Raw genomic sequence first — 21358 nt, 5'->3', positions numbered from 1 at the left:
CCTACGCCAATTCGATAGCGAAATACTGTTTAGCATTGTCGAAGCTGATGTTTTTCACCATCTCGCCCAGCAACGCGATATCCGCCGGAGCCTCTCCATCCTCTACCCAACGGCCAATCATCTGGCACAGGATGCGGCGGAAGTATTCGTGGCGCGTGTAAGACAGGAAACTGCGGCTGTCGGTCAGCATGCCGACAAAGCGGCTGAGCAGCCCAAGCTGGGCCAACTGCGTCATCTGGCGCTGCATGCCGTCTTTTTGATCGTTGAACCACCAGCCAGAACCGAACTGCATCTTGCCCGGCGTACCTTCCCCTTGGAAGTTACCGACCATGGTGCCCAGCACTTCGTTATCACGTGGATTGAGGCAGTAAAGGATGGTTTTTGGCAGATTGCCTTGCTTCGCCTGCGCATCCAGCAAGCGTGACAAAGGCTCGGCCAAAGGCTGATCGTTAATCGAGTCAAAGCCGATATCCGGGCCAATGGTTTCAAACATCCGGCTGTTGTTATTACGCAGCGCACCGATGTGATATTGCTGCACCCATTCGCGGCGCTGGTATTCGCTAGCCAGGAACAGCAGCACGGCGGTCTTGAACTGCGCGCTCTGCTGCGGCGTTGGCATCTTGCCGCTCAGCCGCTGTGCCAGAATGGTGTCCAGCGTGGCTTCATCGGCTTCACCGTAAACCACCACATCCAACGCGTGATCGGACACCTTGCAGCCGTGCGCCGCAAAGTGGTCCATGCGCTTTTTCAGCGCGTCGCGCAGATCGCTGAAACGCGCGATCACCGTATCCGCCGCGGCTTCCAACTGTTGCAGGTAGTCGTTGAATCCTGGCGCTTCAATGTTGAAGGCTTTATCCGGCCGCCAGCTTGGTAATACCTTGATGTCGAAACTGCCGTCGGCAGCAATCGTCTTATGATGGCGCAGATCGTCGATCGGATCGTCGGTCGTCCCGACCATCTTCACTTTCATCTGCTTCATGATGCCGCGCGCGCTGAACGAGTCTTGCGCCAGCAGTTGGTTACCGCGCTGCCAGATTTCATCTGCCGTCGTTGGTGACAACAGTTTGCCGGTGATACCAAACGGGCGGCGCAGTTCCAGGTGCGTCCAGTGATACAGTGGGTTACCAATAGTATGCGGCACCGTCGCGGCCCAGGCATCAAACTTTTCACGATCGGAAGCATCGCCGGTACACAGACGCTCTGCCACCCCATTGGTGCGCATCGCCCGCCATTTATAGTGATCGCCCTTCAGCCAAATATCATACATGTTTTTGAAACGGGTGTTTTCGGCAATCTGCTGCGGCGGCAGATGGCAGTGATAGTCGAAAATTGGCTGATCCGCAGCATAATCATGATAAAGGCGGCGGGCAAATTCACTGTCCAACAAAAAATCATCGCTCAAAAACGTGGCCATATCGGGTTCCTCACCTTGTCTCTTGGCTAGCCTTGCAGTTAATTCGTGAAGTTATCACACCAATTTAATTGACCGTCCAGCAATATTTCACCCAGTTCCTCAGTCAATACGTGGCTTAAAGCGGCTGAAAAGCTATTTTTAGGGCGAAAAGGCAGCAAAATGGCGTAACAATTTGCAACTTATTATTGCCTAATTGATGCACGCCTTTTGTGATATCACTCAACTTTTAAACCTGTATGACAAGTTATCGTCTCGCCGCCTTGCACCCTTTTTCAGCAACTCACTATGATAATGTGCAAGCAAAGCGCCAGTAGGAGGAATACTGGCAAAGATAAAAGAAAGGGAATCTCGACATGAAGCGCCACGGGTTTGTCGGTGGCAAAAATTTCAAGATTGGGAGAGGTTTTGGATGCGTAAAATTAAAGGGTTACGCTGGTATATGATCGGCTTGGTTACTATTGGTACCATGCTCGGTTACCTGACCCACAATGCAATGGCGGTCGCAGCTCCAACTCTGGAAGGCACGTTACATATCACCACGCAGCAATATTCCTATATTGTTGCCGCCTATTCCGCCTGTTATACCGTCATGCAACCCGTTGCAGGCTACATACTGGACGTGCTGGGTACCAAGATCGGTTATGCCATGTTTGCCATTCTGTAGGCCCTGTTTTGTATGGGCACCGCGCTGGCCAATAGCTGGGGCGGCCTGGCCCTGGCCCGCGGTGCGGCCGGGATGGCCGAAGTCGCCATGACCCCAGCCGGGCTAAAGGCTACCAGTGAGTGGTATCCTGCCAAAGAGCGTTCTATCGCCGTAGGGTATTTCAACGTGGGTTCCTCTATCGGCGGCATGTTGGCCCCACCTCTGGTGGTGTGGGCCATCGTAGCCCACACTTGGAAACTGGCGTTTATCATCGTCGGGATTCTGAGCCTAATCTGGACCATCTGCTGGCTATTTTCTATAAACACCCGAAAGACCAGAAAAAACTCAGCAGTGAAGAACGTACCTACATCCTCGAAGGGCAAGAGGCGCAGCACCGGACCAGTAATGCCAAAAAGATGTCTGCCTGGCAGATCGTGCGTAACCGGCAGTTCTGGGGCATCGCACTGCCACGTTTTCTGGCTGAACCGGTTTGGGGGACATTCAACGCCTGGATCCCACTGTTCATGTTTAAAGCTTATGGCTTTAACCTGAAAGAAATCGCTATGTTTGCCTGGATGCCGATGCTGTTTGCCGATCTCGGCTGCATCATGCGGGGCTATCTGCCGCCATTCTTCCAGAAACACTTTAAAGTGAACCTGATCGTGTCACGCAAACTGGTTGTCACCGTGGGGCACTGCTGATGATTGGCCCAGGAATGATCGGTTTATTTACCAGCCCTTATGCCGCCATAGCCTTGCTGTGCGTCGGCGGTTTTGCCCACCAGTCACTGTCTGGGGCACTGATCACCCTCTCCTCAGACGTGTTTGGCCGCAACGAAGTCGCCACGGCCAACGGCCTGACGGGTATGGCCGCCTGGACAGCCAGCACCCTGTTTGCCCTGGTGGTGGGTGCACTGGCTGATACGCTGGGCTTCAGCCCGCTGTTCGCGGCTCTGTCGGTGTTCGACATCCTGGGGGCAATTGTGATCTGGACCGTGCTGCAAAATCGCCCGGCGGCAGAACCCCCACCAGAATCTCTGCAGACAGCAAACGCCTGCAGTTAACGTCACGCCGCCCGGCCCCTGTGCCGGGCTTTCCAAACTGGCGCTACTGGCAGCCGTAGCGGATAAGTGGTATAACAACTGCCATGGCATCAAGCCTTCCTACCACAGAGTATTCACTATGGAATTCACTGAAACCAGACGCCTTTATCAGCAGTTGGCCGCCAAACTCAAACATCGCATTGAAAGCGGCGTTTATCCGGTGGGTGATAAGCTGCCGGCTGAGCGCTACATTGCTGAAGAAATGAACGTAAGCCGCACCGTGGTACGCGAAGCGATCATCATGCTGGAAGTCGAAGGCTATGTTGAAGTGCGCAAAGGCTCAGGTATCCACGTGATCTCCAACCAGCAGAAAAACCTGGTGATACCGGGCGATAGCCTTGAATTTGCCACCTCAGGCCCTTTTGAGCTGCTGCAGGCACGCCAGTTAATCGAAAGCAACATCGCCGAATTCGCCGCTACTCAGGTGACCAAACAGGATATTGTTAACCTGATGGAGATCCAGGAACAGGCGCGCAAGGAAGATCGTTTCCGTGACTCCGAGTGGGATCTCAAGTTCCACGTTCAGGTGGCTCTGGCTACCCAAAACACCGCTTTGGCTACGATTGTCGAGAAAATGTGGGCACAGAGGGTGAACAACCCGTACTGGATCAAACTGCATGAACACATTGACGATCGTTCGATCGCCAGTTGGTGTGACGATCACGATGAGATCCTCAAGGCGTTGATCCGCAAAGATCCCCATGCCGCCAAACTGGCGATGTGGCAGCACCTGGAAAACACCAAGCAAATGCTGTTCAATGCCACCACCGACGATTTCGAATACAACGCCGATCGTTATCTGTTTGCCGAAAATCCGGTAGTGCATTTGGAAAGCGTGGCAATAGGAAATAAGTAGCGTTTTGCAGTCAAAAGAGGTCGGCTTGTGTCAGGTAATGTAAAAACGGCTGAATCGATACCAGCGATGGTGCCCATCAGAGAATATTTCGCCCGTGGCGATGCAGATTTCCCTGTTGCCAATCATGCTATTTTGGTAGAGTTAGAGCACTTTTTTACCTACTGGCTTGGGGGCGGAACGCGAATACATGCGCTGGTTGTTTGCCATGCTTATTGCTCTTTTCTGCTGGGCCAGTTCGGTTTCCGGCCAAGAGTTATGCGCAGCCCAAACCAAAACCGCAGTATTAAACTCTCTGGCATCGCCTGATCTGCCGATGCTCACCCCTAACGACCAGGCTCACCGCCCATTTGCGGAGCTTCGTCGTAATGCCCCTGGCAAATTGCTGTTGTTACTGCCGCGATTACAGTCCTTTCCCAGTTCGTTGCTTTCTCCCGCACAACAGGTTCCGACCTATACTTTAGCAACAGACCCGGACAGTAATGCCAAGACTCAGCGGCAGGCAGACTCCCCAGCCCCCAACCGGCTTACGCAAATCAACTGGGCTCTGCACTCTTCCCAGCAGCAGAGCAAAATCGGTGGCTGGAAAGACAGCAATATTCTTTACCGTGGTTCATTGACTTATCACTCATGACCCGGTGTCGCACCCATTAGAACGACGAATAAAGCAACACCGTTTCATCACTATCAGCAGTTTGGGCCTTGCGCGAGTTTTTCGCTCACCACGTCCAGCGCTGAATAAAGCAAACAATGACGTTTTAGGAACACCGGATGGATATTATTAAGCAATTGTTGGATGCCTTATGGCAGCAAGACTTCGAAACACTGGCGAACCCTTCGCTGATCTGGACGCTCTATATCCTGTTGTTCATGATTTTATTTCTGGAAAACGGCCTGCTGCCAGCAGCATTTCTGCCGGGTGACAGCCTGCTGATCCTGGTGGGCGTATTGGTCGCCAAAGACGCCATGAACTTCCCGTTGACCATACTGATCCTGACCACCGCCGCCAGCCTGGGTTGCTGGCTCAGTTATATCCAAGGCCGATGGTTGGGGAATACGCGAACGGTGCAGAGTTGGCTTTCACACTTGCCTGCTCATTATCATCAACGAGCGCACCAACTGTTCCACCGCCACGGGCTGTCGGCCCTGTTGGTCGGGCGTTTCCTGGCTTTCGTGCGTACCCTGCTGCCAACCATTGCCGGCCTGTCTGGCCTGAGCAATGCGCGCTTCCAGTTTTTCAACTGGATCAGTGGCCTGCTGTGGGTTTTGATCCTAGTCTCCGTCGGCTTCGCTTTGGGTAAAACCCCAATGTTCCGTAAGTATGAAGATCAACTGATGTTCGGTCTGATGATGCTGCCGCTGGTATTGTTGGTCATCGGCTTGGTCGGTTCACTGGTCGTGCTGTGGCGTAAGAAACGCTCAGGCAATCACGATCAGGGGAAAGGTGTGTGAGCACCCAACGCCCACGCTGGCAATACGTGCTGGTTACCACACTAGCACTGTTGGCCCTGGCTGCAGTGTTCGTGCCACAGATGTTACGTACCGAAAGTGAACTGCGCATTCATGCCCCGCATCAAGGCCTGTCATTGCCAGATGGTTTTTATGTCTACCAGCGCCTGGATGAGCGTGGCATTCGTATCAAGAGCATTACCCCTGAAGGTGATGGCCTGGTGATCCGCCTGGACTCCCCTGAGCAGCAACTCTTGGCACGCGAAGCATTACAACCCCTTCTGCCCCCTGGCTACACCATCGCCCTGAGCGAATCCCCGGCAGCGAGCCAGTGGGTTCGCGAGTTTGCCCGCACGCCATTCAATCTGGGATGATTTCTTTTGCTCAACTGCATTTTATCGGGCGAACTCTCAGCCACTCGTTGGAGTTATCGGTTATTGATGACTAAGCTGAATGTCAGCCAGACCGCACGATAATAAGGAAGTGAATATCATGAAATTACGCCACACGCTTTTACTGGCCGTTCCACTGCTGGCCTATTCTGCTTACTCTTCAGCCACCAGCGCTAGCGGCTGTGCCAAAAAAGCGCAAGCGATTCAAGCACAAATCGATAACGCCAAACAGTATGGCAACCGCCAACGTGTGGAAGGCTTGGAAAAGGCTCTGGGCGAGGTGCAAAATCACTGTACCGAAGCAGGTTTAGAAGCCGAGCGCCAACAGAAAATCGCGGAGAAGCAAAACAAAGTTGCCGAACGCCAACAGGAACTGCAGGATGCACGGCAAGCAGGTAAAGCGGACAAAGTTGCCGCTAAACAGCGCAAGCTGGCCGAAGCGCAGGCTGAGCTGAAAGCAGCTGAAGCGAAATAATTTTTTGTACTAGCGGATTTATCGATGAGAGTCATGCCTGGCGGAATTTTAGTAACCAATTGCGTCGTTGTTCAGTGAGATGAACCAGGTACAAGCCCTTTGCTCCGCCGAATAAATCCGCTATGGTGAAAGTCTGTCGACGTTAAGGAGTTATCGAAATGGCACAAGATTCAAATGCAGAAAACTTACGCGCTGAACTGAAGTCTCTGGCCGATACATTGGAAGAAGTGCTCAATTCTTCTACCGATAAATCTAAGGCTGAGCTGGAAAAACTCCGCGCCAAAGCAGAAGACCGGTTGAAAGATACCCGGGAGCGCCTGAGTAATGCAGGTGATAAGCTGGCCCATCAAACCAAGCAGATGGCCTGCCAGGCGGACGATTATGTACGTGAAAACCCGTGGACCGGTATCGGCATCGGCGCTGCGGTCGGCATCGTGTTAGGCGTTCTGCTTGCGCGCCGCTGATGATGAGCGACAAACCGCAAACTCGCGCTCAGGGCCCCGCTAAAGGGGTCCTGGATATTGGTCAGCGCATCCTCGCCATTTTGGTCAATATGGTGGAAACACGGGTGCGATTGGCCGTTATTGAGCTGGAAGAAGAGAAAACCAACCTCGTTCAACTGCTGTTAATGGCTGGAATAACTCTGCTGTTCACCGCTTTTGGCCTGATGAGCCTGCTGTTGCTGATATTCTGGGCGGTCGAGCCTGCCAATCGGCTGTTCGCACTAGGCGCCACCACCGCCGTATTATTGTTGCTGGCTATTGTGGGAGCCGTCTGGACCCTGGCCAAGGCACGCCGTTCGACGTTGCTGAGCGCCACACGCAGGCAACTGGAGCTCGATCGCGCCACGCTGGAGGGAAACAATGAATCACCGCCAGTACCGTGAATGGAAAAAAGAGCAGTTAATCCGGCAAATCGAGCAGCAACGCCTGGATCTGGTCGAAAATAAAACGCTGTGGTTGGCAAAGACTGAATACCTCGACCAAGGTTGGCAGACGCTATTTAACCTGCGTAAATACGTGGCGATCGGTTCCAGCGTTGTTGCCTTGTACGGCATCCGTCACCCTGGCAAATTTATCCGCTGGTCGCGGCGTGCTTTTGGCATTTTTAGCACTATTCGTTTGATCCGTAAAGCATTTACCGCAAAGTAACTTCTTCATCGCTCGTTCAATGAACCCGTGGTAAAACCACGCTATCTGTACCACCTTTTCGTTTTTATCGCTAACCGTGTAGCAACGTGTTGATTATCTCGGCTTTATTAGCAGACTAAATATTCAGTTTTTTTGAAAAAATAAAACAGATTTACTTGCTAACAACCGTAACCATTCTCGTCTACCATTTATTTCATCAACAGGCGATTGGTGCATCATGCCCTCTGGCCAAGCGGATGCCAAAATTGGCAAACAAAATCACTTTCGGAGTTAACGATGAAAAAATTAGAAGATGCAGGTTTGCTGGTAGCACGTATTCTGATGCCAATCCTGTTTATCGTGGCAGGTTACGGCAAAATGGGTGATGCCTATGCGGGCACCCAACAATACATGCAGGCAATGGGGGTACCTGGTTTTCTATTGCCATTGACTATTCTGCTGGAACTGGGCGGCGGTCTGGCGATTTTGTTCGGTTTCCTGACCCGCACCGTGGCACTGTTCACCGCCGGTTTCACCATTCTGACTGCACTGTTGTTCCACGCTAACTTTGCCGAAGGTGTAAACCAACTGATGTTTATGAAAAACCTGAGCATTGCCGGTGGTTACATCGTTCTGGCCATTGCAGGCCCTGGTGGTTTCAGCCTCGACCGCCTTCTGAACAAGAAATGGTAAGTTAACCATCTCATCCAAAGGCCTGGAATTCCGGGCCTTTGGGCTTTTCTCACTGCGCGATGAAGGAGATCATCATGGGGCAACTCGTTGATGGCGTTTGGCAAGACACCTGGTATGACACCACCTCTACCGGGGGCCATTTCAAGCGTTCAGCCGCTCAGTTCCGCAACTGGGTTACAGCAGACGGCCAGCCCGGCGTTGATGGCAACGGCGGATTCAAGGCAGAAACCGATCGTTACCACCTTTACGTTTCCCTCGCCTGCCCTTGGGCACACCGTACCCTGCTGATGCGCAAGCTAAAAGGGTTGGAGCAGATCGTTCCGCTTTCCGTTGTCCATCCGCTGATGCTGGAAAACGGTTGGACCTTTGGCGAAGATTTCCCTGCAGCCACCGGCGACGCACTGCATCACGCCGATTTTCTCTACCAGCTCTACCTGCGTGCCGACCCGCACTACAGCGGGCGCGTGACCGTCCCAGTGCTGTGGGACAAACAGCAGAACACCATCGTCAGCAACGAGTCGGCCGACATCATGCGCATGTTCAACAGCGCGTTTGATGCCATTGGTGCGCGTGCAGGTGACTATTATCCTGCTGAGCTACGCGCCAAGATCGACGAACTGAACGGCTGGATTTATGACGGTGTGAATAACGGGGTGTATCGAGCCGGTTTTGCCACCCGCCAGGAAGCGTATGACGAAGCCGTGCACGGAGTGTTTGCCGCGCTGGAACGGCTGGAGCAGATTCTGGCACAGCACCGCTATCTGACAGGCGATCGCCTGACCGAAGCCGATTTGCGCCTGTGGACCACGCTGGTTCGCTTTGATCCGGTGTATGTCACCCATTTCAAATGCGATCAACGCCGCATCAGCGATTACCCTAATCTGTACGGTTTCCTGCGCGATATCTATCAGATGCCGGGCATTGCGGAGACGGTCAATATGGCGCATATCCGCCATCACTATTACCGCAGCCATGCCACCCTCAATCCGCATGGCATTATTTCTCTTGGGCCGACGCAGGATCTTAATGCGCCACACGGGCGCGATCGGCACTTTGGTTAACGTTTTACCCCGTCCACCAGACGGGGTTACTGATTTTCCTGCCGGGCAAACAGGCGTGGGATCTCACGCAGGAACCAGGATTTGGCCTCCCCCATGCTGTCACGCCGCCAGGCCATGATGATCTCAACTTCCTGACTGTATTCCGGCCCAACCACGCGCAAACGCCCCGCTTCGATGTCTTTTTCCACCATGCTGTACGGCAGGGTGGCCACCCCCAGCCCGGCCAGCAGAGCACGGCGTTTATCTTCAATAGTGCTGACCGTCAGGCGCTGCTGCTTATCCAGCAGTTGCACGGTCAGCACCGGCCGTTCCCGCGCGGTATCAGCCACCGCAATGCCGCGATACTTCACCCGCGTGGTTTCTGACAACGGCTCCGGCTCCAGGTGGATCGGGTGATCCGGTGCCGCCACATAGACGCTCATCACTTTGTACAGCTTACGGGTATTGATTTCCGATGAGGCACGAAAGTGCATATCCGGCGCGATCACAATGTCGGCACGCCCCTGCTCCAAACGCTCCCAGGCACCGGCCAGCACTTCGGTAAAGATCGAAACCTGGGTGTTCGCCTTCAGCGCCAGTTTGTCGATCAGCGGAAACAGTTTAGCCGCCGGTGAAAGGGCTTCGCTCACGATGGTCAGATGAGTTTCCCAGCCGCGCGCCAATGCCTCTGCATCGGTGGTCAGCTTATCAGCGGCCTCAAGCAACACGCGCCCGCGCTCCAGCAGCATCCGCCCGACGTTGGTAAACTTGGTGCGATGCCCTGAACGATCGAACAGCACCACGTCCAGCTCTTCTTCCAACTTTTGCATGGTATAGCTGAGCGCCGAAGGCACACGCCCCAGTTCATCGGCAGCGGCGGCGAAGCTGCCACGGCGGTCAATCGCATCCATTACCCTCAGCGCTTCCAGCGTTAATGCACGATCTCTGGCCATCGAGTCTCTCTTTCAGGAAATTTGAATATACTGACCAGATTAACTGGCTAACAATCCTGCGTCCAGATGCTTACCATTCGAGTAATGAATATTTAAAGAGCCGATTGCCATGATTACATGCAGAACAGCACAACAATGCGGGCAAGCTGACTTTGGTTGGCTACAGGCTCGTTATACCTTTTCCTTTGGGCATTACTTTGATCCAAAACTGATGGGCTACGCCTCGTTACGGGTGCTGAATCAGGAAGTGCTGGCACCGGGTGCGTCATTCCAACCACGCACCTACCCTAACGTCGATATTCTGAATCTGATCCTGCAAGGGGAAGCCGAATACCGCGACAGCGACGGTAATACCGTGCGAGTGGGAACGGGGGAAGCGCTGCTGCTGGCCACGCAAGCCGGGCTCAGCTACAGCGAGCAGAACATCAGCAGCAGCACACCGCTCACCCGCATGCAACTGTGGCTGGATGCCTGCCCGGAGCGCAGTAACGATCGGGTGCAGCACCTGAGCCTGTCCGCACAGCCACATCAGCTACTGGCATCGCCTGATGGCGCACAAGGCAGCCTGCAACTGCGGCAACAGGTGTGGATCCATCACCTGAATTTACCCGCTGGCGAACAACTGACGCTGGCACTGAACGGGCCACGAGCTTATCTGCAATCGATCCACGGTACGCTTTCAGCCAACGGCGAACACCACGACGGCCAAAAGCTGACCTGCGGAGACGGCGCGTTTATCCGCGAGGAAAATCGCCTTACCCTCCGGGCTGAGACACCGCTGCGCGCACTGCTGATTGATTTGCCTGTTTAAAAGAAAAACCCCGCGCAGCTCAGGCTATGCGGGGTTTTCTATGTGATAGAGGGAGTTGACCGGTAAGCCGGGTTCTGTCGTGGACAGTCATTCCTCTAGGCCAGCAATCGCTCACTGGCTCAAGCAGCCTACCCGGGTTCAGTACGGGCCGTACCATGCGAACCCCTATTTGGCCTTGCTCCGGGTGGAGTTTACCGTGCCACGGACTGTTGCCAGCCGCGCGGTGCGCTCTTACCGCACCCTTTCACCCTTACCTGATCCCGCTTGCGCGGGCCATCGGCGGTTTGCTCTCTGTTGCACTAGTCGTAGGCTTGCGCCTCCCAGGCGTTACCTGGCACCCTGCCCTATGGAGCCCGGACTTTCCTCCCCTCCATCTGTCTCCCCCGAAGAGGACGGCAACGAAGCGGCGACTGTCTGGTCAACTCCGGCGCGGATAGTAGCGTCGTGCCCCCGGCAGGTCAACAGCTTTACTGCTCCTGATGCTCTAGCGCATGTTTATACAGCGCATTTTTCTTCACGCCGTGGATTTCTGCCGCCAAAGCCGCCGCCTTTTTCAGCGGCAGCTCTTTTTGCAGCAGCGCCAACGTGCGCAGCGCCTCCAGTGGGAGATCGTCATCCTGCACCTGGTGGCCTTCAACAATCAGCACCATCTCCCCGCGGCGGCGAACTTCATCCTCCTGCACCCAGGCCAGCAGTTCCCCTACCGGCGCACCGTGGATCGACTCCCAGGTTTTGGTCAACTCACGAGCCAGCACCACATAGCGTTGCGGCCCCCATACGGTGACCATGTCCTGCAGGCTGTCCAGTAAGCGGTGGGTTGATTCATAGAAAATCAGCGTGCGCGGTTCCTCTGCCAACGCCAGCAGAGTATCCTTACGGCCTTTGGTTTTCGCCGGCAGGAACCCTTCGTAGCAGAAGCGATCGGATGCCAGCCCTGCGGCGCACAGCGCCGTGGTGGCAGCACAGGCACCCGGCAGCGGCACGACGCGGATCCCGGCTTCACGGCAGCGGCGCACCAGGTGATAACCCGGGTCGTTGATCAATGGCGTGCCAGCGTCGGAAACCAGTGCTATGCTCTGGCCTTCCTGCAGTTTCGCCAGCAATTGGTCCGCCTTCTGCTGTTCGTTATGGTCGTGCAGCGCAAACAACCGCGCGCTAATGGCAAAGTGTTGCAACAGCAACCCGGTATGACGCGTATCTTCCGCCGCAATCAGATCGACGCTTTTCAGTACTTCGAGTGCCCGATAAGTGATATCCCCCAGGTTACCGATGGGAGTAGGCACCACGTACAGCGTTGAGGCAGAAATGACTGATTGTTGCTGTTGATTCATTGTTTCATCCGGATTGCCGATTTAATATTGAGCATCTTGAAAAAAACATCACTGGATACAGTATGCTTTCCTCAACATTCATTCGTACCAAAGCAGGGCGTTTACTCCCTGTTGTACTGGCAGCCATGCTGTTAGCCGGTTGCCCGAGTCAGGCGCCACAAACTCCGCCGATAAATATACAAGATGAAGCGAGCGCCAACTCTGATTACTATCTGCAACAACTGCAGCAAAGCAGCGATGATAACAAGGCTGACTGGCAATTACTTGCTATTCGCGCATTAATCCGTGAGGGCCAATTGCCGCAGGCTGCTGCGCAACTGAACGCCCTGCCACAAGACATGAACAACTCGCAATTGGTAGAACGCCAGTTGCTGCTTGCAGAACTGCAGGTGGGCAACAAAAGTTACGATGCCGCACGCAATTCACTGAGCAGCATCGACAGCAACGCGCTTTCGTCTAATCAGTTAGTGCGCCTGTATCAGGCTCAGATTGCGGCCAATCAGGGCCATGCGTCGCTGCCGTTGATCCGTGCCTATATTGCTCAGGAACCGCTGCTGCCCGTCAATGCACGGCAGGATAACCTGGATCAGACCTGGAAGGCGCTGCTCGGCCTCAAGCCCGCTGATATGAACAGCCTGGTGATTAACGCCGACGAAAACGTGCTGCAGGGCTGGCTGGATCTGTTGCGGGTTTACCAGGAAAACAAACAGGATCCCGAACTGCTGAAAGCCGGCATCAAAGACTGGCAGAACCGCTACCCACAAAACCCAGCGGCCAAAAATCTGCCAAGCCAATTGAACCAGGTGCTGAGTTTCAGCCAGGCCTCCACCTCGCACATCGCGTTGCTGTTGCCGCTGAACGGCCAAGCCAAGGTGTTTGCTGACGCTATCCAGCAAGGTTTTGCCACCGCCCAAAGCGGCATTACGCTCACCGTACCGGTTCAGCCAACGCCGCCAACCAATAACCCGGATCAGAGTGCTGCCGCGGCACCAAATGCCAACGGCGCGGTGAGCCCTTCCGCGCCGCCTGCGGACATTGCTCCGGCCCAACCGGCAGCCCCATCCGCCGCGCCAGCGATGCCTACGCAACCCGCCAATGCTCAGGTGAAGGTCTATGATACTTCCGGTCAGCCGTTGTCCGCTTTGCTGGCTCAGGCTCAACAGGAAGGTGCCACGTTGGTGGTGGGTCCGTTACTGAAAACCGATGTTGAACAGCTTGCCAGCACACCCACCACGCTGAACGTGCTGGCCCTCAATCAGCCGGAACAACCGCAGGATAGCCCGAACATCTGCTACTTCGCACTTTCCCCAGAAGACGAAGCCCGCGATGCGGCACGCCATATCTGGGCACAGCAGAAACGCCTGCCGTTGTTGTTGATCCCGCGCGGCGCGTTCGGCGATCGTATTGCCAAAGCCTTTGCCGAAGAGTGGCAGAAGCAGGGGGGACAAACCGTATTACAACAGAGCATCGGCTCTACCACAGAACTGCGTCAGATGGTTAACAGCGGCGGTATCCGCATGAGCGGCACGCCGGTCTCGGTCGCCGCGCAAGCGCCACAGTCGGTGACTATCGCCGGCCTGACCATTCCTGCCCCGCCAAGCGATATCCCGGCGTCCACCGGCGGTGGCGTTGATGCGGTGTATATCGTGGCCACGCAGGATCAACTGATGCTGATCAAGCCGATGATCGACATGACCACCAACTCGCGCAGCAAACCCGCCATGTTCGCCAGCTCACGCGGCTATCAGGCCGGTGCAGGCCCCGATTTCCGTCTGGAAATGGAAGGTTTGCAATTCAGTGATATCCCGCTGTTGGCGGGGGTTAACCCAGCGCTGCAGCAGCAGGCCAGTGCTAAATTCGGCAACGACTATTCTTTGGTACGCCTTTACGCCATGGGGATGGATGCCTGGACATTGGCCAACCACTTTGCTGAAATGCGTCAGCTGCCAGGGTTCCAGGTTTCTGGTGCCAGCGGTGTGCTGAGTGCTTCACCCAACTGTGTGATCTCTAGGAAGCTAACTTGGTTGCAATACCGCCGGGGCTCGGTCGTTCCGGTCTCCTGAGTCGACGCGCCAAAGGGGCGGGCTACGAAATACAGGCCCGCCGCTATCTGGAGCGCGCAGGGCTGACCTTCACCGCCGCCAACGTGACGGTGCGCGGTGGTGAGCTTGATCTTATCATGCGCGATGGTCAAACCTGGGTATTCGTCGAAGTGCGCTATCGGCGCAGCGCCGCCTTTGGTGACGCCGCAGCCAGCGTCACTTACCGCAAGCAACAGCGTTTGCTGCATGCCGCCGCGGTCTGGTTGGCAGGGCGCGGAGCCAGTTTTGACACATCATCTTGCCGTTTTGATGTTTTTGCCATCACCGGTAGCCAGTTAGAATGGATACCGAATGCCTTCAATGCGGATTAACTATGGTTTACCGGTGTAACCGGCCTTTGACTTAGTGGATTAAAAACAACGTGCTGGATCGAATCAAAGTCTGTTTTACCGAAAGTATCCAAACCCAGATTGCAGCGGCGGAAGCCCTGCCGGACGCAATCTCCCGCGCCGCGATGACCCTGGTGCAATCATTATTGAACGGCAACAAGATCCTGTGCTGTGGCAATGGGACTTCAGCCGCCAATGCGCAGCATTTTGCCGCCAGTATGATCAACCGTTTTGAAACCGAGCGCCCCAGCTTGCCGGCTATCGCGCTGAATGCCGATAACGTGGTACTGACCGCGATCGGTAACGATCGTCTGCATGACGAAGTGTATGCCAAACAGGTGCGGGCATTGGGCCATGCTGGGGATGTCTTGCTGGCGATTTCCACCCGCGGTAATAGCCGTGATATTGTGAAAGCGGTTGAAGCTGCGGTAACGCGAGATATGACCATTGTCGCCCTCACGGGTTACGATGGCGGGGAATTGGCGGGCTTACTTGGCCAACAGGACGTTGAGATCCGTATCCCTTCCCACCGCAGTGCACGCATTCAGGAAATGCATATGTTTACCATAAATTGCCTATGCGACCTGATTGATAATACGTTGTTCCCCCACCAGGACGATTAAAGGAACCAAGATGAAGCTGAAAACAACATTGGCAGTGCTGTTCAGCGCCCTGCTGTTACAAGGCTGCGTCGGCGCTGTCGTGGTCGGCAGTGCTGCCGTTGCCACAAAGACCGCCACAGACCCGCGCTCCGTAGGAACGCAGGTCGATGACGGAACCTTGGAAGCCCGGGTTGAAAGTGCCCTGAGCAAAGATCAGCAACTGAAAAAAGAAGCCCGGGTTGTTGCCACCGCTTATCAGGGCAAGGTGCTGTTGACCGGTCAATCACCCAGCACCGAGCTTGCCAGCCGTGCCAAGCAGATCGCACTCGGCGTAGAGGGGGCAACAGAAGTGTATAACGAAATCCGCCAGGGCACGCCGATCAGCCTGGGAACCGCGTCTTCAGACACCTGGATCACCACCAAAGTCCGTTCGCAACTCCTGACCAGCGACACGGTCAAATCCTCGAACGTGAAGGTAACAACCGAGAATGGTGAAGTGTTCTTACTGGGTTTGGTAACGCCAAAAGAAGGGCAGTCAGCAGCACAGATCGCTAGCCAGATCAGCGGTGTAAGGCACGTTACCAAGGCATTTACTTACGTTAAGTAAACTCGCACACCGGGGTAAGAGCAGGGTTATCTGCGCCCTCACCCCGGCCCTCTACCAAGAGGGCGTCATCTCTGGAATGGTGCCCGGTGTTATAACCAACGGGTTAAAAGGTGCACGCTTTCAGGCCTAATGACCCATCACTCCAGCTCATTCTCTTTAAGAAACCCTTCCCCACCCAACTGCCGCATCTGACGGATAATCCATTGCTTGCGCTGAATCACATACCCTGATGGGGCCTTCACCTTAAACCGATGAGGATTGGGCAAAACCGCCGCCAACAAGGCCGCCTCTGATACCGTCAGCCGTTTGGCCGGTTTGTTGAAAAAACGCTGTGCCGCGGCTTCCACACCGAAAATACCATCACCGAATTCGACAATATTCAGATACACCGTCAAAATACGCCGCTTAGTCCACACCACCTCAATACCTGCCGTCAGGCCAGCCTCGAGCCCTTTGCGTATCCAACTGCGTCCGTCCCATAAAAACAGGTTTTTTACCATCTGCTGGGACAGCGTAGAAGCACCGCGAATGCGTGTCGGACGGCGCTCATTGTGGCTTAATGCTTTCTCGATGGCCGCCACATCAAAACCCCAATGATCGGGGAATTTCTGATCTTCTGCTGCCATCACTGCCAGCACCATATTCGGTGAAATGTCATCCATCGACACCCAATCCGAATGCGCCACATAGCTGAAATCACCACTTAACCAGGCGCTGATTTGCCGCTCCACCATCACAGCAGAAAAGGGCACCGGCAGAAAGGCAAACAGGATAATCCCCGCCAGCCACAACCCCAGCACCGCCAGCAAAGCGCGTTTGAGCCAATACCACAGCCGGGAAAGCAGCGACTGACTCACCCATCTGCTCATGCGGTGAGATCCAGAACCCGTGAAACCAGCTTATCAATCCCGCGGGCCGCTTCACCGATCGATTGAGCCAGCATGTAGGCTGGCGTCGTTACCACTTTGTTCTCAATATCGACCACAATATCACCTACAGGGCAAGTCACTGGCTCTCCCCCCATGGCATCGATCACCTCAGCGAGATCGGGATCGTTACCAATGGTCAGCCGGATTTGTTGGCCGAATATCTTCGGTAACAGCGCAGGAGCAATGCACATAAAACCAATTGGTTTATGTGCCTTATGCATTTTTTGCGTAATCTCAGCAAAATCTGTATTAACAAAACATTCAGCGCCCTCCTCGGCAAAACTGCTGAGATTCTTGGCTACCCCAAATCCACCGGGTACGATCAGGGCATCCAACTGGCTGACATCAGCCTGGGAAAGAGGCTGAATCTTCCCCCGAGCAATGCGCGCAGATTCCACTAAAACGTTACGCTTTTCAGGTAAAAAATCACCAGATAAGTGATTAATAACATGGAGTTGGTCTTCATCAGGCGCAAAGCACACCGCACGGGCACCGGCACGATCCAATGCCAGCAAGGTGAGGACAGCTTCATGGATCTCTGCACCGTCATAAACACCACAACCACTCAGTACCACACCGACCTGTTTCATCGATATTCTCCCAATCAGGACGACCAACGGATGAGCATCCAAAACGAACAAACACTAACTACATCACACATTTTAATGAATCTTCTAACAAGAGCGCTTACATTTGCTATGTTGTTCGCTGTATGATGTATACGATTTTTCTGCAACCTGCTCCACCTGAACATTGAAAACCAATACGCAGGTTCACAATTTCCCTGGTGTTGGCGCAATATTCGCGCACCCCGGCCTAGGTCGGGGTCATTTTTTTTCAGCGTTCTCTACCCATGCCCGCAGCATTGCCACATCGTTACGCCACTCTTGCTTAAGCTCATCGACCCAATCCTGCACGTTGTCCCACCATGCCGGTAAGGTCGGTGTCTGAATCTGCTGTGCCAGTTGCTGCAGATGCTTCAGCCCCACGGAGCCCGCGGCCCCCTTAATCTTGTGGCCTTCTTCCGTGATCCCTTTCTGGTCCCGCGCGGTCATATTGGAATCCAGCAGCGCCAGATAGCCCGGCATCACCTGCTCAAACATGTCCAGGCTCTGGTAAATCAACTGCGGCCCCACCAGGTCCATGTACTGCTCCAGCATGACGGTATCCAGTAACGATTCGTTAATCTGCATTGCCTTTTGCTCCATTTTTTTTGTGGTATGCGAGGGTTGTAGATCCCAGTAATGTTTGATCATCTGGGTCAAGGCCGGTACCGACAAGGGTTTGCTCAACACATCGTCCATACCCGCATCAAGATATTCTTTTTTGTCTTTCAGTACGTTGGCCGTCAACGCAATCAACGGTGGCAGCGCCTGGCCGCTGTAACGGCGGCGTAATTCGCGGGCAATATCCAGCCCGGTCATGTCCGGCAACTGGATATCCAGCAGCACCAGATCGAATTCGTCCGGATCAAACATCGCCAGCGCATCATGGCCATTCATCGCCACCTCCACGCTGTTGCCCAACTTCTCGAGCACCGAACGGGCAACAATTACGTTCAGCTCAATATCTTCCACCAGCAGAATGTGCAATGCCGGCAACGGCAACTCTTCTTCCTGCTCGGTCTCGTTTACCAAGTCTTCCACCGCCGGAGCCATGATAGTCAACGTGAAGCAAGAACCGTGCCCCTGTACGCTTTGCACGGTAATATCCCCCCCCATGCTCTGCGCCAACCGCTTGGAAACCGCCAGGCCGATCCCCGTTCCGGTAGCGGGCCGCCCGCCGTTCTGGTCTTTCACCTGGTAATACATGGCGAAGATCTTATCCTGTTCATCCTGGGGAATGCCCATGCCGGAATCTTCCACTTCGAAAATCATCCGCTCCTGATCTTCACAGCGCACGCGCACCACAATACGGCCCTGGGGAGTGAACTTCACCGCATTACCGATCAGATTCCACAGAATCTGGCGCAGGCGCGTGCCGTCGGTGATGATTTTCTGCGGCAAGGGGAGCTGCGGCTCCATCACAAACTGCAGCCCTTTCGGCTGTGCCAGCAGGCCAGCAAGGTTCTCCAGGTCTGCCAGGAAACCGGTAAAATCCACCGGCTGATTGTCCAACTGCACTTTGCGCCGCTCAAGTTTATCCATCTCGATAATATCGTTGAAAATATTACCCAGGGTAATGGCGCTGACGTGGATGGTTTTCAGGTAGTTCAGTTGCTCATCATTCAGCTCGGTATCGAGCAAGATACGGCTCAGGCCGACAATGCCATTAAGCGGCGTACGCAGCTCGTGGCTAATCGTTGAGATAAAGGTGGTCTTCTCCCTGCTGGCATTCTCCAGCGCGTCCTGGTAGCGCTTGCGCTCGGTTATATCGCGCCCAAACCCCATCAGCCCGTGACGCTTGCCCACGCGATCGTAAAACGGCACCTTGCGCAGTTCAAAACAGGCTTTGCGCCCGTCTGGGTACACCAACCACTGCTCGTAGGTGAGAGAAACGTTGTGGCGGAACACTTTTTCATCGGTTTCGATGACCTTCTCCGCGACATCCTGGCTGTAAACATCAAACGGCGTCAGGCCGATCAACTGCTTTTCGCTCTTGCCGGTCAACAGTTCCATCGCCCGGTTACAGCCGGAGAACTCTTTGTCTTCGTTGCGGTAATACACCAAATCCGGTGAAGCATCGAGGAATGAACGCAACAGCACCGACTGCTGGCCGAGCTCTATCTGCGCCTGCTCGCGCTGTTCCATTTCTTCGGTCAACTTGTCCATCACCTGCTGGCGGCCTTCTTCCGCCTTGATGCGCTCGGCAATTTCCTGGTTAAGCTGGGTGATGTTCTCTTTCATCTGCTGGTTCAGAGCGAGATCGCGATTACGCATCTCTTCAAGCTTATCCACCAACCGAGCCAGGCGCTGGCGCGACTCTTCCAGTTGCTCGACCACCACCGAAAGAAAATAGACCGCCCAAGGCGTGATCAGCAGGCCAAAGAAGATGGAGCGCACCACATCGATACTTTCCACCTGGCCACGCAGCAGCATAGTGACCGCCATCTGCACCACCATCGCCAGCAGCACCAGCGCCGAAGCCAGCAACAGCGAAAAACGCACCAGCCCCAGCTTTACCATTAAATCAACGTAGTACTGCGCCAACACCCGGACTTGCTTCATGAGCCATTCCCATCAGACATAAACGTTTAAATCATACCGTAAAACACCAATGAGATAAGAAACCTTGATGGGAAGTGTGGGAATGATTACAAACCCAAACTGACTGGAGGGTGTTTAAAGAGAGTAGTGATGCCTGCTATCAAGAGCACTGCCCTGCCCGCCACGGCATTGCAGGTAACTGCCCACAGCCTGCATGCCATTCCAGCGGTTTTCGCACCATAATGGTGCCAGCAGCGTTGGCCGGCGCGCGCTGGCGGAGAGACGGTGATAGACAATCTCTTTCGGCGTATGGCGGATCATTTCACCGGCGCTGGAGGCGTAATCGTCCAACGCCAGCGCCGGTAAACGGCCTGCCTGCCAGGCTCGCGCCATAATACTGCCGGTGACGATATGCAGCGGGTGCAGCTTGATGCCGTCTACCCCGCACTCTACCACCGCCTGAAGCGTTGCCAGGTGCTCGGCCTGGGTTTCCCCCGGCAGGCCGACAATCAGATGGGTACAGACCTTCAGGCCACGCTCACGCGCGCGCCGGGCGGTCTGTTGATAGCAGGAGAAATTATGGCCACGGTTGATGCGCTTTAGCGTTTTATCGTGTGCCGTTTGCAGCCCCAGTTCCAGCCACACTTCAAACCCTTGCTCACGGTAACCGGCCAATAAGTCAAGCGCGGCATTGGGTACGCAGTCTGGGCGGGTGCCCACACAGAGGCCGACCATTGCGGCTTTTAACAATGCCTGGCGATACATGCTGGCCAGCAGTTCCACTTCTGCATAAGTACTGGTATAGGCCTGGAAGTAAGCCAGATAGCGTTTGGCACGATTGACCTTTTGCGCCTGCACCGCCAGCTGTTCGGCGATACTCTGCTGCTGCATCTGTTCATCGGCAAACGAGGCAACATTACAGAAGGTGCAGCCGCCACGTCCAAGCGTGCCATCGCGATTTGGGCAGCTAAACCCGCCATGCAGCGTGAGTTTGTGGATCTTTTCGCCATAGCGGCGCTGGAGATCGCTGCCAAACATATTGACTAATTGCGGCAACTGCATAATCTTGGTGTTTCTCTGTGTTCAAAGCCCGTGATGCTAATCAAAGGTGGCTTTTCCCGCGATGACAGAGATCAACGCTTTTCTCTAAAGGCCGAAACAGGCATAACTATTCACTATTACTGAAAATAAAATCACTTCCGTCACGATGAATTTTTCTAATCAGCGCACACTGATTAATGTCTTTATGACAAAGTGATGAAAAATAGTTATAACCGACAATAAATAGATACTTTGCAGAATAAAATTCCAACATTAACTCACAAACCAGCATGGTTCAGAGATTCAGGCCGCGCAC

24 protein-coding genes, 1 other RNA gene and 1 pseudogene are annotated in these 21358 nt (G+C 54.5%); 18 read left to right on the top strand and 8 right to left on the bottom strand.

The window, feature by feature from the left end; translation table 11 throughout:
• Position 1: 1 nt before the first annotated feature.
• Complete coding sequence (uxaC, locus tag BMI79_RS09240) at positions 2-1414, bottom strand: glucuronate isomerase (protein WP_076941849.1); 1413 nt, start codon at positions 1412-1414, stop codon at positions 2-4.
• Positions 1415-1823: 409 nt separating this feature from the next.
• Here uxaC and BMI79_RS24485 point away from each other — a divergent pair.
• From BMI79_RS24485 to BMI79_RS09185, 13 genes and pseudogenes are all read left to right on the top strand, one after another.
• Positions 1824-2609, top strand: a pseudogene (locus BMI79_RS24485) (MFS transporter).
• A complete protein-coding gene (locus BMI79_RS24480) occupies positions 2582-2758 on the top strand; it encodes a hypothetical protein (RefSeq protein ID WP_338326063.1) in 177 nt (58 codons plus the stop codon). Before BMI79_RS24485 ends, BMI79_RS24480 begins: the two are co-directional and overlap by 28 nt.
• Entirely contained in the window at positions 2758-3120 is a 363-nt protein-coding gene (locus tag BMI79_RS24475) for an MFS transporter (protein ID WP_341865649.1), read from the top strand. The genes BMI79_RS24480 and BMI79_RS24475 overlap by 1 nt, the downstream gene beginning before the upstream one ends.
• Positions 3121-3238: 118 nt before the next feature.
• Positions 3239-4015 carry a transcriptional regulator ExuR gene (exuR, locus tag BMI79_RS09230; RefSeq protein ID WP_076941848.1) on the top strand — a complete coding sequence of 259 codons (777 nt, stop codon included), beginning with the start codon at positions 3239-3241 and terminating at the stop codon, positions 4013-4015.
• A 205-nt stretch (positions 4016-4220) separates the two neighbouring features.
• A complete protein-coding gene (locus BMI79_RS09225) occupies positions 4221-4646 on the top strand; it encodes a hypothetical protein (protein ID WP_244157323.1) in 426 nt (141 codons plus the stop codon).
• Positions 4647-4783: 137 nt separating this feature from the next.
• Positions 4784-5464, top strand: a complete 681-nt coding sequence (locus tag BMI79_RS09220) for a DedA family protein (protein WP_076941846.1) — start codon at positions 4784-4786, stop codon at positions 5462-5464.
• Positions 5461-5835 (top strand): EnvZ/OmpR regulon moderator MzrA, encoded by a 375-nt coding sequence (gene mzrA, locus BMI79_RS09215; RefSeq protein ID WP_076941845.1) that lies wholly within the window; start codon positions 5461-5463, stop codon positions 5833-5835. Before BMI79_RS09220 ends, mzrA begins: the two co-directional genes overlap by 4 nt.
• 118 nt (positions 5836-5953) lie before the next feature.
• On the top strand, positions 5954-6328 hold the full coding sequence (locus BMI79_RS09210; RefSeq protein WP_076941844.1) for a DUF1090 domain-containing protein: 375 nt from the start codon (positions 5954-5956) through the stop codon (positions 6326-6328).
• 158 nt (positions 6329-6486) lie between these two features.
• Complete coding sequence (locus tag BMI79_RS09205; protein WP_076941843.1) at positions 6487-6792, top strand: ElaB/YgaM/YqjD family protein; 306 nt, start codon at positions 6487-6489, stop codon at positions 6790-6792.
• Between the two features lie 2 nt (positions 6793-6794).
• Positions 6795-7214: a phage holin family protein gene (locus tag BMI79_RS09200; protein ID WP_076942062.1), complete on the top strand. Its 420-nt coding sequence runs from the start codon at positions 6795-6797 to the stop codon at positions 7212-7214.
• A complete protein-coding gene (locus BMI79_RS09195; protein ID WP_076941842.1) occupies positions 7192-7479 on the top strand; it encodes a YqjK-like family protein in 288 nt (95 codons plus the stop codon). Before BMI79_RS09200 ends, BMI79_RS09195 begins: the two co-directional genes overlap by 23 nt.
• Before the next feature lie 276 nt (positions 7480-7755).
• Positions 7756-8151 (top strand): DoxX family protein, encoded by a 396-nt coding sequence (locus tag BMI79_RS09190; protein ID WP_076941841.1) that lies wholly within the window; start codon positions 7756-7758, stop codon positions 8149-8151.
• Between the two features lie 74 nt (positions 8152-8225).
• Entirely contained in the window at positions 8226-9212 is a 987-nt protein-coding gene (locus tag BMI79_RS09185) for a glutathione S-transferase family protein (RefSeq protein WP_076941840.1), read from the top strand.
• A gap of 26 nt (positions 9213-9238) precedes the next feature.
• On the opposite strand, the gene BMI79_RS09180 is transcribed toward BMI79_RS09185, so the two are convergent.
• Positions 9239-10144 (bottom strand): LysR family transcriptional regulator, encoded by a 906-nt coding sequence (locus BMI79_RS09180; protein WP_076941839.1) that lies wholly within the window; start codon positions 10142-10144, stop codon positions 9239-9241.
• Positions 10145-10253: 109 nt separating this feature from the next.
• Between BMI79_RS09180 and BMI79_RS09175 the strand changes: the two genes are divergently transcribed.
• Positions 10254-10955 (top strand): pirin family protein, encoded by a 702-nt coding sequence (locus BMI79_RS09175; RefSeq protein WP_076941838.1) that lies wholly within the window; start codon positions 10254-10256, stop codon positions 10953-10955.
• A gap of 47 nt (positions 10956-11002) precedes the next feature.
• Here the strand turns inward: BMI79_RS09175 and rnpB are convergent.
• Positions 11003-11381: RNase P RNA component class A (rnpB, locus tag BMI79_RS09170), an RNA gene on the bottom strand.
• 41 nt (positions 11382-11422) lie between these two features.
• Positions 11423-12286 carry a 16S rRNA (cytidine(1402)-2'-O)-methyltransferase gene (rsmI, locus tag BMI79_RS09165; RefSeq protein ID WP_076941837.1) on the bottom strand — a complete coding sequence of 288 codons (864 nt, stop codon included), beginning with the start codon at positions 12284-12286 and terminating at the stop codon, positions 11423-11425.
• Positions 12287-12348: 62 nt separating this feature from the next.
• Here rsmI and BMI79_RS09160 point away from each other — a divergent pair, with 62 nt between their 5' ends.
• Genes BMI79_RS09160 through dolP form a run of 4 tightly spaced genes read left to right on the top strand, consistent with a single transcriptional unit; the run spans position 12349 to position 15926 of the window.
• Entirely contained in the window at positions 12349-14349 is a 2001-nt protein-coding gene (locus tag BMI79_RS09160; RefSeq protein WP_076941836.1) for a penicillin-binding protein activator, read from the top strand.
• On the top strand, positions 14346-14699 hold the full coding sequence (locus BMI79_RS09155) for a YraN family protein (protein WP_208611198.1): 354 nt from the start codon (positions 14346-14348) through the stop codon (positions 14697-14699). The genes BMI79_RS09160 and BMI79_RS09155 overlap by 4 nt, the downstream gene beginning before the upstream one ends.
• Positions 14700-14749: 50 nt before the next feature.
• Positions 14750-15340 carry a DnaA initiator-associating protein DiaA gene (gene diaA / locus BMI79_RS09150; RefSeq protein WP_076941834.1) on the top strand — a complete coding sequence of 197 codons (591 nt, stop codon included), beginning with the start codon at positions 14750-14752 and terminating at the stop codon, positions 15338-15340.
• Positions 15341-15350: 10 nt separating this feature from the next.
• Positions 15351-15926 carry a division/outer membrane stress-associated lipid-binding lipoprotein gene (gene dolP / locus BMI79_RS09145; protein ID WP_076941833.1) on the top strand — a complete coding sequence of 192 codons (576 nt, stop codon included), beginning with the start codon at positions 15351-15353 and terminating at the stop codon, positions 15924-15926.
• Between the two features lie 137 nt (positions 15927-16063).
• Here dolP and mtgA read toward each other — a convergent pair whose 3' ends face one another.
• The 4 genes from mtgA to mnmL form a co-directional block, all read right to left on the bottom strand.
• Positions 16064-16795: a monofunctional biosynthetic peptidoglycan transglycosylase gene (gene mtgA, locus BMI79_RS09140; RefSeq protein WP_076941832.1), complete on the bottom strand. Its 732-nt coding sequence runs from the start codon at positions 16793-16795 to the stop codon at positions 16064-16066.
• Complete coding sequence (gene elbB, locus BMI79_RS09135) at positions 16792-17445, bottom strand: isoprenoid biosynthesis glyoxalase ElbB (RefSeq protein ID WP_076941831.1); 654 nt, start codon at positions 17443-17445, stop codon at positions 16792-16794. The genes mtgA and elbB overlap by 4 nt, the downstream gene beginning before the upstream one ends.
• 237 nt (positions 17446-17682) lie before the next feature.
• Entirely contained in the window at positions 17683-20022 is a 2340-nt protein-coding gene (gene arcB, locus BMI79_RS09125; RefSeq protein WP_076941830.1) for an aerobic respiration two-component sensor histidine kinase ArcB, read from the bottom strand.
• Between the two features lie 114 nt (positions 20023-20136).
• On the bottom strand, positions 20137-21063 hold the full coding sequence (mnmL, locus tag BMI79_RS09120) for a tRNA modification radical SAM protein MnmL/YtqA (RefSeq protein ID WP_076941829.1): 927 nt from the start codon (positions 21061-21063) through the stop codon (positions 20137-20139).
• Positions 21064-21358: the final 295 nt, after the last annotated feature.

This window comes from Serratia oryzae (genome assembly GCF_001976145.1).
Classification (GTDB): Bacteria; Pseudomonadota; Gammaproteobacteria; order Enterobacterales; family Enterobacteriaceae; genus Chania; species Chania oryzae.
This window is presented reverse-complemented; position numbering and strand designations above follow the sequence as displayed.